General features: G+C 68.9%; 13 protein-coding genes and 1 pseudogene. 8 read left to right on the forward strand and 6 right to left on the reverse strand.

Annotation, left to right across the window (positions count from 1 at the left end; all coding sequences use genetic code 11):
• Nucleotide 1: 1 nt before the first annotated feature.
• Both LN042_RS33560 and LN042_RS33565 read right to left on the reverse strand, forming a co-directional pair.
• Complete coding sequence (locus LN042_RS33560; RefSeq protein WP_230055233.1) at nt 2–1,141, reverse strand: sugar-transfer associated ATP-grasp domain-containing protein; 1,140 nt, start codon at nt 1,139–1,141, stop codon at nt 2–4.
• Nucleotides 1,142–1,208: 67 nt separating this feature from the next.
• Nucleotides 1,209–1,679, reverse strand: a complete 471-nt coding sequence (locus LN042_RS33565; protein WP_230055234.1) for an ATP-binding protein — start codon at nt 1,677–1,679, stop codon at nt 1,209–1,211.
• Between the two features lie 370 nt (nt 1,680–2,049).
• On the opposite strand from LN042_RS33565, the gene LN042_RS33570 reads away from it, so the two are divergent.
• The 5 genes from LN042_RS33570 (at nt 2,050) to LN042_RS38255 (ending at nt 5,188) form a co-directional block, all read left to right on the forward strand.
• On the forward strand, nt 2,050–3,138 hold the full coding sequence (locus LN042_RS33570) for a helix-turn-helix domain-containing protein (protein ID WP_230055235.1): 1,089 nt from the start codon (nt 2,050–2,052) through the stop codon (nt 3,136–3,138).
• 23 nt (nt 3,139–3,161) lie between these two features.
• Complete coding sequence (locus LN042_RS33575; protein ID WP_230055236.1) at nt 3,162–3,737, forward strand: HD domain-containing protein; 576 nt, start codon at nt 3,162–3,164, stop codon at nt 3,735–3,737.
• Between the two features lie 157 nt (nt 3,738–3,894).
• Nucleotides 3,895–4,440, forward strand: coding sequence for a P-loop nucleotide/nucleoside kinase family protein (locus tag LN042_RS33580; RefSeq protein ID WP_230055237.1), 546 nt, complete (start codon nt 3,895–3,897; stop codon nt 4,438–4,440).
• A complete protein-coding gene (locus LN042_RS33585; RefSeq protein ID WP_230055238.1) occupies nt 4,394–4,828 on the forward strand; it encodes a hypothetical protein in 435 nt (144 codons plus the stop codon). Before LN042_RS33580 ends, LN042_RS33585 begins: the two co-directional genes overlap by 47 nt.
• A gap of 12 nt (nt 4,829–4,840) precedes the next feature.
• Entirely contained in the window at nt 4,841–5,188 is a 348-nt protein-coding gene (locus tag LN042_RS38255; protein ID WP_230055239.1) for a hypothetical protein, read from the forward strand.
• Nucleotides 5,189–5,203: 15 nt separating this feature from the next.
• Here LN042_RS38255 and LN042_RS33595 read toward each other — a convergent pair whose 3' ends face one another.
• The 4 genes from LN042_RS33595 to LN042_RS33610 all read right to left on the reverse strand — a co-directional run bounded on the left by LN042_RS33595 (nt 5,204) and on the right by LN042_RS33610 (nt 10,824).
• Entirely contained in the window at nt 5,204–6,943 is a 1,740-nt protein-coding gene (locus LN042_RS33595) for a relaxase/mobilization nuclease domain-containing protein (RefSeq protein ID WP_230055240.1), read from the reverse strand.
• Nucleotides 6,940–7,596: a MobC family plasmid mobilization relaxosome protein gene (locus LN042_RS37905; RefSeq protein WP_230055241.1), complete on the reverse strand. Its 657-nt coding sequence runs from the start codon at nt 7,594–7,596 to the stop codon at nt 6,940–6,942. Before LN042_RS37905 ends, LN042_RS33595 begins: the two co-directional genes overlap by 4 nt.
• Before the next feature lie 350 nt (nt 7,597–7,946).
• Nucleotides 7,947–8,777 carry a DUF2637 domain-containing protein gene (locus LN042_RS33605; RefSeq protein ID WP_230055242.1) on the reverse strand — a complete coding sequence of 277 codons (831 nt, stop codon included), beginning with the start codon at nt 8,775–8,777 and terminating at the stop codon, nt 7,947–7,949.
• Nucleotides 8,778–9,033: 256 nt separating this feature from the next.
• The gene (locus LN042_RS33610) at nt 9,034–10,824 is read right to left on the reverse strand and encodes a DnaB-like helicase N-terminal domain-containing protein (RefSeq protein ID WP_230055243.1); all 1,791 of its coding nucleotides are present in this window, start codon (nt 10,822–10,824) and stop codon (nt 9,034–9,036) included.
• A gap of 282 nt (nt 10,825–11,106) precedes the next feature.
• Here LN042_RS33610 and LN042_RS33615 point away from each other — a divergent pair, with 282 nt between their 5' ends.
• The 3 genes and pseudogenes from LN042_RS33615 to LN042_RS33625 all read left to right on the forward strand — a co-directional run.
• A complete protein-coding gene (locus tag LN042_RS33615) occupies nt 11,107–11,811 on the forward strand; it encodes a helix-turn-helix domain-containing protein (protein ID WP_230055244.1) in 705 nt (234 codons plus the stop codon).
• Between the two features lie 240 nt (nt 11,812–12,051).
• Nucleotides 12,052–12,345 (forward strand): helix-turn-helix domain-containing protein, encoded by a 294-nt coding sequence (locus tag LN042_RS33620; RefSeq protein WP_230055245.1) that lies wholly within the window; start codon nt 12,052–12,054, stop codon nt 12,343–12,345.
• Between the two features lie 10 nt (nt 12,346–12,355).
• Nucleotides 12,356–12,642, forward strand: a pseudogene (locus tag LN042_RS33625) (tyrosine-type recombinase/integrase); the annotation flags it as partial.

A 12,642-nucleotide genomic window follows, 5' to 3' on the forward strand; every position in this document is an offset into this window, starting at 1 on the left:
TTCACGACCTCCTGTGGTTGGTGATCAAGGACGTTCCGAGGGCGTCGGCCAGGCCGCCGTGGGTGCGCTGGAGGTTCATCAGGCTCGGGCCGCTGTTGCCCTCGATGACGAGTGCCTCGGCGTCGTGGTCCACGGCGATGTCCCAGCCGATGACCGGGGTACGGGGGAAGTGGACGGCGGCGCGTTCGGCCACTTCGACGACCTGGCGGATGGCGCTGATCTTCTGGCCGGCGAACGTGAGGCCGGAGACGGGGTGCTGGGTGTAGCGGGTGAGCGCGGTGGTGTGGGCGGTTTCGTCGAGGGCGCCGGTAGCGGTGTCCACCCGGACGTAGAGACCGCCGTTGCAGGCGTTGTCGACGGCCTCGTTGCTGGTGCTGCTCTTGAACAGGCAGTAGAGGACCTGTGGGCCGTGGACCGGGTGGACGTGGGTGATGACCCGGAAGGTGTTCAGCGAGTGCGGGTTGAACGCGGCCAACTCGTCGTGCTGCTGGACGAACGCTTCGATCAGCCAGCCTCCCCACTGCGCGCCGTACCCGGCGAGGGAGAACGGGCGGCCGTCCTGGTGGAGCAGTTTGCCGCCTTCGTTGGTCAGGACCAGGACGCCCACACCGCCGCTGGTGTGCCGGGCAGGTTTGATCACCACCTCGGCGATGCCACGGAGGGCGGTGTCCAGTGCGCCGGGCGATTTCGCCGGCACTTGCCGGCCGGCCCGGTCGAAGGATGAGTCCCGCTCCCCGGTCATCAGGAGCAGCGGCTGGGGAACGCCCGCGTCGCCCAGGATGCGCTTGCACGCGACCTTGTCGTCCAACAGGAGGACGGAGCGGTTCACAAGGGGCAGCAGGCGGCTGTAGAAGACGGTGTCCGGCACGTACGCCGCCGCATCGGCCAGATCCACGCCAGCCCGGTAGAGCTCGTACCGGAAGTAGTGGAACGGCAGACAGCGCCAGCGGGCGGTGAGCGCGGCCAGCTCGAAGACGGTACGGGAGATCGGCTTGCGCCCGGCGGTCTGCCGGTACGCCGGAAGGTAGACCTTCGCGGTGTTCTCCAGCTGGTGGGCCACCCAGAGCGGGGCTGTCACCTTGGGGCCGATCCGGGCTCGGAAGAACTCGTCGAGCATGTTGGCGCGGAGGTTGAACCTCATGTCGTCAGTCCTTTCACTCCTGCGGGGTCGGGACGGGGAGCTGGTGCAGGCGATGCCCCGTCCCTGGTTAGGCGGGTACCTGCTGGAGCTGGTCGTTGGCGGCCCGAACGAGCGAGGTGAGGCGCCTGTCGCCGATGAGTGCGGCATCCGCGGCCACCAGGAAGAACACCTTCTTGCCGGCTCCGTGCGGTTCCCAGCCCCACGAGTGCGAGAACTCCTCGACCAGCGTGAGCCCACGGCCCCCGAGAGCTTCGGTGTTCTGGGCGGCCGGCTGCGGCGGTCGCAACGACAGGTCGGTGACGTCGATCTTGAGGTGTGTGCCGGTCCACTGGACGCGGACACTGCACTCGCCACCGCCGTGCAGCAGTGCGTTGGTGATCACCTCGCTGGCACAGAGCTTCACGTCGGCCAGGGCGGCTCGGGAGAGGGGCACGTCCCAGCTACCCACCACGGTGGTGATGCGGTTGCGGGCATGGTGTACGGCGTTGACTTCGTCTTTCACGTGGAACTCGTCCGGGAGCGGCAACTGACGGGACATCGGCCCTCCTCCTTTCGGCCTGGAGGCGGCCCCTCCCTGGCGGGGGAATTCACGGGGAGGGGCCGCCGACTGAGGGCCACTCCGAAGATCCAAGGAAGCGGATGTTCCGCCTTTCCTTACTTCGGGGCGGCAGGCATCCCGCGGATCGTGACCAGAGGCGCCGAGCAGGAACTAGGCTTCCTCCATCGCGTGGCGATGCCGTAGCGATGAAACTACGGCTAGTGACGCTGAGGTTCGACGGACTGCGGGTACGAGTTGCCCAGACGATCGAGGCCCAGGGGGCGCCGGAATGTCCGCTCGTACGCCATCACGGCGTGGGGAAACACTGACTGGCAGTCGCAGTGTGTCCGAACGCGGGCCGGACGGCCTGGTGACCGGCTTCCTGTTCAAGGTCATCCGTGAGCAGATCCCGCGCACACAGGAGGAGTTGGCCGCCGACCTCGGCGTGGACAAGAGCACGCTGCAAGGGTGGGAGTCGGGCCGTCGTCCGCTGTCTGCGACGAAAGTCGGCAACCTCGTCGCCGTGCGTCGCAAGCTCATCCGCCTTGGGGCGCCACCCCCATTGGTGGAAGCGCTGAACCTGGCGATGGATGCCGACTTCATCCTGGGCGAGATCCTGATCAGCGCTGGCGACCAGCCAACGGGCGAACATCCGCTCGCCAGCTGGGTTTTGACGCGCGACACCACTCACATGATCGGATGGGCCGTCAGTGGCGTCCTTCCTGGCGTGGTCGCAGCCCAGATGAACCTCCCGGCAGCCCGGCGCGGCCCGGTAGCTTCTGCCCCGATCCTCGGCGCGGCAGACCGCTCCACGTTCTTCAACACCCTCCGCCAGAACGCCGAGAGAGCCGGCCGGGAGGGCGAGGACGTCGCGCTGCTGCGGCGGCAGGTGTTCTACCTCTCCTCCTACGAGCGCGGCTGGGACGCTGCAGACTGGTTCGATGGGATGCGCCGCAGCGGCCGGCTGACTGCCTCGGTTTCGGGCTGGTCGCCTCGGTGGGCGGAGGCCCGGTCGGTTGCCGCTGCCCTCGCACGGCAGGGCGACCCCGAGTTGCTGCGCGACTTCATCGCCCGATCCCTGACCGAGAACGACGCGGCCGAGAACGCGAACCTGAACTACTGGGCCCACTGGCTGGGCCTGGACTCCCGCCCGCAGATAGACGACAGCTTCATGGCCGAACGCGGCCGTCCGGTCTGGGACGCCTCCGCGCTGTTACGGCAGCTCGCGGTCCGGCTCGATCGAGCAGCCGAATATACGGACTTGTACGTTCACTCGATCTGGGCCCTGCTGATCGCCAGGCGAGGCCTGCTCGATGCCGACCCGCACGTAGCCGAAGATCTCGGCGCGCGTGTTCGGATCCTTCTGGATGGGGACAGACTTTCCTCGCAGTCCCGCCGCGAACTGGAAGCCGTGTACTACGGTCTTCGGATAGGCGGATTCGGCACCACCCGCAACTGATCCAACGCACCTGAAGGACGGCGATGACGGACGACAAGCAGTCGCAGGGCACGGCGAGCTTCCTGCTGGAGATGGGGATGCTCAAGCGGGCCAAGCGGTCCGGCTGGTGGATCGCCGGAGTCAAGGACCCGGAGACCATCGCCGAGCACAGCTTCCGTACGGCGGTCGTCGGCGCTGTACTGGCGATGATGGAGGGCGCGGACCCGGCCAAGGTGGCGCTGCTCTGCACCTTCCACGACACCCAGGAGACGCGGATCGGCGACATCCCGCACATCGGCCGGCGCTACCTCACCGCCTCGTCCAACGAGAAGGTGACGGCAGATCAGGTCAGTGCGGCCCACCCGGCTGTGCTCGCCGGCGTCCAGGCGATCGTGGAAGAGTACGAGAACGCCGAGAGCCTCGAAGTGACCGTGGCCCACGACGCCGACAAGCTCGAATGCCTGATCCAGGCGGTCGAGTACCGCGAGCAGGGTTACCAGAACGTCCAGCCGTGGATCGACAGCAGCCTCGGCAGCCTGAAGACGGAGTCCGCACGGACATTGGCAGAGGCGGCGCTGACGATGACCTCGGTGGAATGGCAGAAGGTCTACTTGAGCTGATTCGCCACCCTCGGTCTGCGGATCCGGCGGTTGGGGCGCCAAGCGTGTTGACAGTTTTGCCAGTTGGTGCCCTGAGTGGCATGACGAGGGTGTCTCTGGTCTCTGCTGGAACAGCCAAGTCGGCTACCCGACAGCCCGCTGGGAAGGAAGCTGGCGCTTGAAGACTGCACCGCTCGCCGTCCTGCTGGCCGGCATAACTGGCTCGGGCAAGACCGTGCTCGCCCAGACTCTCGCCGACTACGGCCTGGTTCGCTTGTCCGTGGACGAGGAAGTCCACCGCCTCCACGGTCGCTACGGCGTCGACTCCCCTGAGAGCGAGTACTTCGAGCGTGAACGCCCGGTGCTCGATTCCGTCCGCAGGCGGCTGACCGAGCACCTGGCTGCCGGACAGGATGTCGTCCTCGACCACGGCCTGTGGCGCCGCTCCGACCGGGAGGCGTGGAAGAAGGCAGTGGAGACCGCTGGCGGTCGTTGGCTGCTGGTCTACCTTCCCGTCGAGAGGGACGAGCTGCTGCGGCGCCTGGAGCAGCGCAACCAGCGTGTGGACGCCAATGCGCTCACCGTCACGCCCGAAGCGTTGGACGACTTCTTCGCGCGGTTTGAGGATCCGATCGAGAGCGAGGACGCCGTCCTCTACGACGGAGACCCCGAGGTGATTGTCCGAGTGGTTGGTCGGCTGTTGGCAGAGCCTTCTTGGGAGTGAACCGAGGTGCGGCGGCCGGGATGGCGAGGTTCTGGAGGGCGTCCCAGCGTTCGGCGATGGCGGTCAGGTACTGCTGGTCGTTGCGGACTTCCTCCTGCCGCTGGCTGAGCAGTTGGGTGGCGGCGTCGAGGGCGAGGTGGCCTTCGGTGACCTGGACGGCGAGGTCGGGGGCGTGGCGGCGGAGGTTGTCGTGCTTGGCCTGGATGGCTTCGGCCTCGGCCTTGCGCTGGCGTGCGACGTCGGCAGCGGCATCGAGTCCGAGCTTGCCGTCGCGGACCTGCTCTGCGAGATCGCGGGCGTACTTGAGGACGGTGTTGGCGAGGGAGAGGCGGGTGCGGCTGATGTCGTGGAGCTTGGCGTGGGTGCGCAGGGAGTGTCCCGAAAGTGAAAGGAACATGGCGTGGACCATGGCGCGCTGCCCTTCGCTGAGGTGACGGCGCACGACGTTGGACAGGTAGATGAACGCCCTTTGGTCGGTGCCGGTGTAGGTGGTGAAGCGGGGTTCGACGCCTGCGAGTTCGCAGGCGGCGAGACGGTTGCGGCCGTCGAGGAGAACGCCGTCGGGGTCGACGACGATCGGCATCAGCAGACCGCCGGTCTTGATGTCCTGGGCGAGGTCGTACAGCTCGTGCTCGGGAAGCATCGGGTACTGGGCGGCGTCCGGGTGGATCTTCAGGGTTGGTCTCCGTACTGGGTGGGGGTGCCGGGGCACCGGGTCGGTGCCCCGGCATGGGGCGGCCTGGCGTGAAGGGGCGGCCGCGGGTTAGCGGGTGCGGCGGGGCGGGGTGCCGGCCGGTGCGCGGGGTGTGGTGGTCGTGTCGGTGAGGGTGGGCTGCTGGCCGAGGGGTTTGGCGACAGGTGAGCGCAGGCGGGCGGCTTCGGCAGCGGGGTTGTAGTTGGGGTTACGGCTGGTGTGCTGGATGCGGCCGAGGAGGACCTTGGCGGGCATACGGGCGGTGGTGAGTTCGCGGCGGGCGGCGGCCTCCTGGAGGAGTTGTCGGGGCTGGTGGCCGAGGGCCTTGGCGTCGGCGAGGACGGTGGCCAGGGCGGGCCAGTTGGGGTCGGCGAGGATCCGGGTGGCGTGGTCGGGGACGGCAGAACGGATGTCCCCGGCCAGGGTGTTGGTGATATCTGGTTTCGGTTGACGGTGGGCGAGGGCGGCGAGTTGGCCGGCAGCGGCGTGGTCGTAGGCGGCCTGGAGGTGCTGGACGGCCTGCTGGGCGGCATGGGCCTGCTGCTGGTGGCCTCGGGCCTGATGCCAGCGGCTGGTGAGGATCGCTGCCCACACGAGGGCCGCGATCATCACGGTGAGGGCGTTGCCGTCGGGTCCGTCGCCCGCGTGGATGATGTCGCGGGCGGCACGGCGCAGGTCGGCGGCGGCCTGGTGGTCGGCGCGGATCTGGGAGCGCTGGGCACGGGCGAACGCCCGTGTGGCGGCTCGCAGCTCTGCTCGCAGCTCGGTGGGTGTGGCCTGGGTGGTGGCGTTGATGATGTCGCCCAGCGCGGTGATCTGCGCCTGCGCGAGTGAGCCGTCCCCGTCCCCGCCGCTGGCGGTGTCGTCGGTGAGGTGCTGGTGGGCGTGGTCGAGGGCGTCGGTGGTGCGCTGCCAGCTGCTGGTCGGGCGGTTGCGTCGGGCGGTGGGGTGTTCCTCGGGTGCGGTTGCGGCGAGGAGGGTCTGGAACCTGGGTAGGGAGAGGTCGGGGGCGATCTTGCCGCCGGGGATGTAGATCTGCTCGCCCTTGGCGTTGAGGTCGCCGGGCCGTCCGACGGAGTAGCCCTGGAGGTCACCCGAGGGGAGGCGGCGGATCTTGACCTCGACGCCGTCCGCCTGGAGGTAGGCGAAGAACTCCTCCACGGTGGCGGCGTGGGGGATGGCGTCGCGGATGCGGTCCTGCAGCCAGGCACGGCTGGTCTGCTGCCAGCCGAGACGGTCGGCCTTGTGCATCTCGGCCTGGGTGGGACGGCGCTCGCCGGTCCGGTCGCCGGCAGGGACCTGGTAGAGGCCGAGCTCCTTCTCGATCAGGCGGGCTTCGGCCTGGGCGTTCTTGCCGCTGTTGTGGCGCTTGGGGCGGCGGCCGTCCTGGCGGACGGTGGTGGCGAGGATGTGGATGTGGTCGTCGGCGTGCCGGACGGCGATCCAGCGGCAGCCGTGCGGGTCGCGGTCGGGGGCGATGCCGGCGGCGTGGACGATGCGGCGGGCGATCTCGCCCCACTCGGCGTCGGAGAGGTAGCGGTCGGTCTTGGCGGCGCGGACGGGGCAGTGCCAGACGTGGTCGGTGACCTTCTTGCCGAAGCCGCTGTTGCGCTGGTTGACCGGCTCGTCGAGGATCCGGGCGAGCTGGGTGAGGGTGGCGTGCGGGTCGCGTCCGGGGTCGTGCAGGCCGCGCGGGCTGAAGGAGGCGACGATGTGCGGGTCGATGTGCTCGTCGTTGCGGCCGGGGCCGTAGAGGTAGGCGAGCAGGCCGCGGGTGTTGCTGCCCGGGGCCTTGATGGAGGGGATCACGTGCTGGCGCCTCCTTCGGGGCTGGTGGTGGGGATGAGCAGGGCTTCGGCGATGTCGGTCAGCAGGTGGTCGAGGCGTTCCAGGCGTTCGCTGATGTCGGGTTCGACGCGGTCGTCGCGGTGGAGCACGTGGACGAGTTGGTTGATGTTGTTGCCGATGCGGCCGATCTGGTGGAGGACCTCGGCGCGGAACATCTGGAGGGCGAGGCGGTCGGTGTGCAGGGGCAGGTCGACGGTGAACTCGCCCCGGATGAAGGCCAGCGAGATGTCGCCGAGGTATCCGGAGATCGTGTTCCCGTAGCCGTGGCGGTCGGCGGCATCGAGCAGCTCGGCGTGCTCCGGTGGGGTGTAGCTGACCGGTCCGACCCGCTCCTTGCGGCGGGTTCCGGTGTGCGGCCGGATCTTGCCCTTGGGCATCGGCTGGGCGCCTTCGGGAGCGTTCAGTTTCGGGACGTCGAGGGCGGCGGTGTTCTCGTGCAGGAACGCGGCACGGGCGACGCGGATGCTCTCGTCATCGACGATGGTGAGCGGCTCGGTGCTCGGCTGGTCGGCGCGTACGCGAGCGAGGATGTCGAGCTGCAGCGTGGTGAGTTCGTCCGGGCCGAGGGCCTTTGCCTGGTCTGGCGCGCCCTCGCGCCGGGCCTTCTCCGCCACCCCCGGGGCGGAGGACCCCAGACCCGCGCGAAGTGTCGGAGACTGGGTACAACTGGCTCCGCCAGGAGCAGAGTTACCGAAGGCACGATGCCACAGGCCGGTCAGCCTACCGCCCTTACCGCCTTCCTTGGGCGCGGTGCGGGTGGGAGTGTGTCGGTCTTGCGGGTCGGGCACGGGGTTCTCCGGATCTGCTGTCGCGATGGGGTGCCGAGGGCGGTGGTGATGGGGGTGATGTTCCGGCCGGGGCGCGGTTGGGCGGTGCCGGAGATGCGGTGTAGGAGGCGGGCGTTCGGAGACTTCCGGAACTCCCGCTGACGGGGTGCGGGAGTTCCGGAAGTCGGTGGTTCGGCTCAGGCCGCCGCCTCGGTCTGCTCGTCCTTGAGGAGCTGCACCAGCTCGCCGAGACGATCGTTGGAGATCGGCTTTCCGGCATCACGGATGGCCTGCTTGACCACGGCGTGGGTGGCGCCCTGCTCGGCCACGACGGGCCGAGCGATCTCAGCGAGTTCCTCCATGGTGGCCGCTGGCCTGCGTCCGAGGCGCTTGGTGCCAACTACCGGCTTCCTATGGACGAGCGGGGCGTCCTCGGCAGGCTCGGTGGTCGCCTCGCTGTTGGTCGGCTGGCCCTGCTCGGTGTCTGCTGAGCTGGACCCGGAGGGTGGCAGCGGGGCACTCGCCCGGTCGTCAGCGCTCTGGGCGGAGCGTTCACTCTCGTGACACCGGTCGTGGCCGTGTTCTGCGCCGCTGGTGGCAGGTGCGTGGATCAGGCGCAGGAGGTTCGGGCCTACGGAGCCCCAGCCGAGGAGGAGAGCGGGGGCAACAGCGTCGAGGAGGGCGCGTCCGTAGTGCTGGGCGAGGACGGGTTCCGCGGTGTTGAGGGTGAGGGTGAGAAGGCCGCACAGGTGCATCAGGCGAGTGGCGGAGCGCAGTTGGGTGGGCTCGGTGCCGGTGGCGGCGAGGTGGTGCAGGGCGACCAGGAGACCGACGACGGACAGATCGACCATCGGTGCGATCAACGGGGCGACGCTGCGCGGGATACCGAGTCGCAGGGCAAGGGCCCAGACGTTGCCGAAGGAGAAGCTGAAGGCGAGGCCTGCAGTCACGGCCATCACGAGGGTGATGGTGACGCGAGCGAAGGCGCCGAAGCCGGTCGGGCGGGTGGCCGGCTGGGTGCTGGGCATGCGGGAGGGGTCCTTGCAGTCAAGGTGTGGTCGGGGGATTACCGTCTGTCGTCGTTGACGTAGGCCGGGTCGGACTCGGCCGGTGGCGGGCTGGACGTGCTGTGTCCGGGCTCGGGGTTGGTGACACAGGGTTCAGTGGCAGGCTTGCCTGAAGGCGGGCTCCGCTCGGGGGCGTTTACGCGAGGCCCCTTCTAAAGGGGGCCGCGCGCGAAAACGCTCGGGTGCTACAACGGCGTAAACGGTCGCGAAAACGCTTCTACCTGCGGTTTTTCCGGGGAGCGTCCGGCGCGACAACGGGTTGTACAACGGTCGCGGTGGTGGAGGTGCGTGAACGCTCGCGAAAACGCCCTGTTCCTGGTGACGCAGCCGTCGCCGCCGTGACTCGGTGGTTCTCGGTATCGGTCAGTGGAGGCTCGGAGGACGCCTGCGCAGCGCCGGTGGGCCGTGCGGCCGCGACGGTCAGCGGGATCGCGGGCTGTTCGACAGCGGCCAGCGGCGCGCTGGCGCTGATGTGGCGGGCGGAGGTGAAGTAGCGGTCCTCCTTGCCGCCGCCGATACCGCCAGCGGAGCCCTTCTCCACCTCGGCGAGCCCGGACTTGACCTGGGTGTTCAACCGCCGGCGGGCCCGTCCGATGGCTGCGGCGTCGGGCTTCTTGTCGCCGGTCATGGCAGTGGCCAGCTGCTTGGCGGTCACGCCGTCCTGCGTCGCCCGTAGGAGTTCGGCGATGTCGATGGTCTCCTCGACGGCGCTGGTGCCCGCCTCGTGGTCGTGGACGATGGTGAGCGGGCCGATCTCGCCGGTGACCGTCTTGAGGTGGTGGAGGTTGACGACAGGGTCGCCAGCCTCGCCGGCGATGAACAGCACGCTCCCCGCGCCGGAGGTCAGCCAGGTCGAGCCGTACACACGGTCGAGGGTGGGGCGCTGGCCGCGCGGGGCGTCCGCGGTGGCCTTGCGCTGGTGGTGCAGCTCCATGACCTGGATGCCCTCGCGCAGTGCCCGGTTGCGGGCGCTGTTGTAGGCGATGGCGAGGCTGTCGTCGACGAGAGTGCTGACGGCGTCCTTGAGGCTGTCGATGACGATGGTGTCGGCGCCGTGTGCGGTGGCCAGCTCGGCGAGGAGCCCCGGCTCCTTGTCGAGGCTGCTCGGCAGCGGGCCCTCCCAGATGAGGAGCCGCTCACGGACCAGCTTCTCGTGCTCGGGCCGGACCAGTCGGGCCATGGCCCGGGCGATCTGCTGCGGCCGGTCCATGGCCAGGTACAGGACGCGCTTGCTCTCGGCGATGGGCATGCCGAGCGCCGAGTCGCCCAGGCCGATCCGGGCGAAGATCACCTGGTGGGCGATGGTGGTCTTGCCGACGCCGGGTGCGCCGACGATCATCAGGCTCTCCCCGGCTGCCCACGCGGTTTCCCCGCGGGTGCCCCACAGCGGCTCCTTGTCCGCGCCGGTCTTGGTGACGAAGTCCCAGCCGTCCACCATGAAGCGCGACAGGCGGCTGCTTCCGGAGGCCAGCGCGCGCTCGCGTCCTTCGCGGACCTCGGCATCGAGAGCGGTGCGGATCTCGTCCGGCTGGGCGCCGGGCGTCAGGGCCTGCTGGATGGTCCGGATGCCGGTCACATGCAGCTTCCGCAGCTCCGACTCGCGCCGCACGATGGCCGCGTAGTAGTCGGCGTTGTCTGCTGCCGGGGGCGCCTCGGCGGCGATCCGAACCAGGTAGTTCACGCCGCCGACGCGATCAAGGGCACCGTTGGCCCGGAGCCGGTCGGCGACGGCCACCGCTGCTGTCGGGGCCCCTTCGAAGGCGAGGTCGAGGACGGCGCGCCAGATGGTCTCGTGGGCGGGCCGGTAGAAGTCGCCGGCGTCGAGGACGGCGCACGTCGCATCGACGGCTGGCTTGCCCAGCGCCATGCAGGCACCGAGGACCGCCCGCTCGGCGTCCAGGTCGTTCGGCGGTGTGCCCGTCGGGAACACCGCGTGGTCGTCGTCGAAGGCGGCACCGGCAGCGTCGAGACTCGACGGTCCGTATGCCGGGCCCGTAGGCTGGGACATGGATTCCCTCCCGCTGTGCATCAGGCCCTGGCAGGCCGCACAGCGGTTGATCGTCTTGATGGGTGGTCACATAAGGGAGCCTTCACGGCCCTCGGTGCGCTAACACCGGGGGCCGCATGCGTTTCCGGGCTGGCGAGGCCGATCGTGCTGGCCCGAGTCCGTCAACGTACGCAGAGTAAACACACAGCAGCTGTGCTCCGTCAAGGCAAGGCTTGTGTCATAGCGACACGAGCCTTGTGCTGAATGTTGACTCCGCCTGTGTTGGCTCGCTATCTTGTTGCTATGACGAACCCCAAGGACTGGCAGGCTGGCGTGACCGGCCGTGTTGCCGAGGCGGTCCGGCGGTTCCGCGAAGAACGGGGGATGAGCGCGCAGGACGTCGCCGCAGCCTGTGCGAAGCTGGGCTACCCGATCGCACGGAACGTCATCGCCAACCTTGAGAACGGCCGGCGTTCCAGCGTCGACGTGGCCGAGGTGCTGGTTCTCGCCAAAGTGCTCGATGTTCCTCCAGTCGCCCTCCTCGTTCCCCTGGGCGAGGTCGGGGAGATCGAGCTTCTCCCGGGCTTGATGTACTCCACCGGTGAGGCGCTCCAGTGGGTCTGCGGGGAGCAGCCGCTAGACCACGAGCCGACCAACGACCTTGAGCTGCGGTTCGACGAGATCCGCTATTACAACCAGACGGTCTACGGCCTGCAGAAGACGATCAGCAGCTCGGAGGAGTACCGCCGCAAGGTTGCCACGGCTCGCGACGCGGCGACCCGCGAGGCCAACGTCAAGCTGGTCAACCAGTTCGACGAGATCATCGGCGACTACTCAGATGAACTCCGGGCCCGAAGAGGAATGATGCGCAAGAAGGGCATCACTCCGCCGGCCCTGTCATCAGAACTTGCCTACCTCGAACTCAGCGACCACGACGACTGGGGGCACGTCTCCGAGGAGACCCCCGACGCGTCCGGCAGTCGTCCTGCTGCGGATGAGGAAATCTAGGGCCGAGGGGCTGCACAAGCACCCTGTCCCATGAGGTCGTTCAGCAAGCAGTAAGCGCACGGGAGCCCCGTCCGACCCGACTCCCCACGAACCACGCGGCACGCGTGACGGATCGCCAGACCCGTCCGCGTCTCGCTCTAGGTGTTAGCGCGCCTGGGCGAGGAATCGCGCCGCCATGACCACCCATCACACGATCAGGCCGCTCGGGGTGCCAGCCCCGCGCGGTCGACGAGGAGTCCCATGCCTCAGTCCGTCCTGTCCCTTGCCCGCCTCTCGGAGGCGCTCGGCTTGACCGAGCAGGGCCTGCTCGCCCTCGTCGCGAGCTGCGAGTCCGTTCCGGATCCCACCCTGGTCGCCCTCACCGTCGAGGAAGCCGCCCGCCGCCTCGGTGTCGGTCGCACCACGATGTACGCCCTCGTCGCTTCGGGCGAGGTGCCGTCCGTGATGATCGGCCGCCTGCGCCGGATCCCCGCCCAGGCGCTGAGCGAGTACATCGCCGACCGGGCCAGCGTCACCGTCGCTCTCGTGGCCTGAGGGGGACTCCATGACCAAGTCCCGCAAGCCCAACGGCGACTCGACCATCTACCAGGCCAAGGACGGGCGGTGGCACGGCTACGTCACCGTCGGCATCAAGGACGACGGCAACCCCGACCGTCGGCACGTTTCCCGCAAGACCCGGCCTGAGGTGACCAAGGCGGTCCGCGATCTGGAGGCCAAGCGCGACAACGGCAAGGTCCCCAAGGCCGGCCAGAAGTGGACGGTGGAGACCTGGCTCACGCACTGGGTCGAGAACATCGCGGCCCCCAGCGTGGGGGAGAACACGATCGACGG

Origin of the sequence: Kitasatospora humi, from assembly GCF_020907985.1 — a bacterium.
Lineage (GTDB): Bacteria > Actinomycetota > Actinomycetes > Streptomycetales > Streptomycetaceae > Kitasatospora > Kitasatospora humi.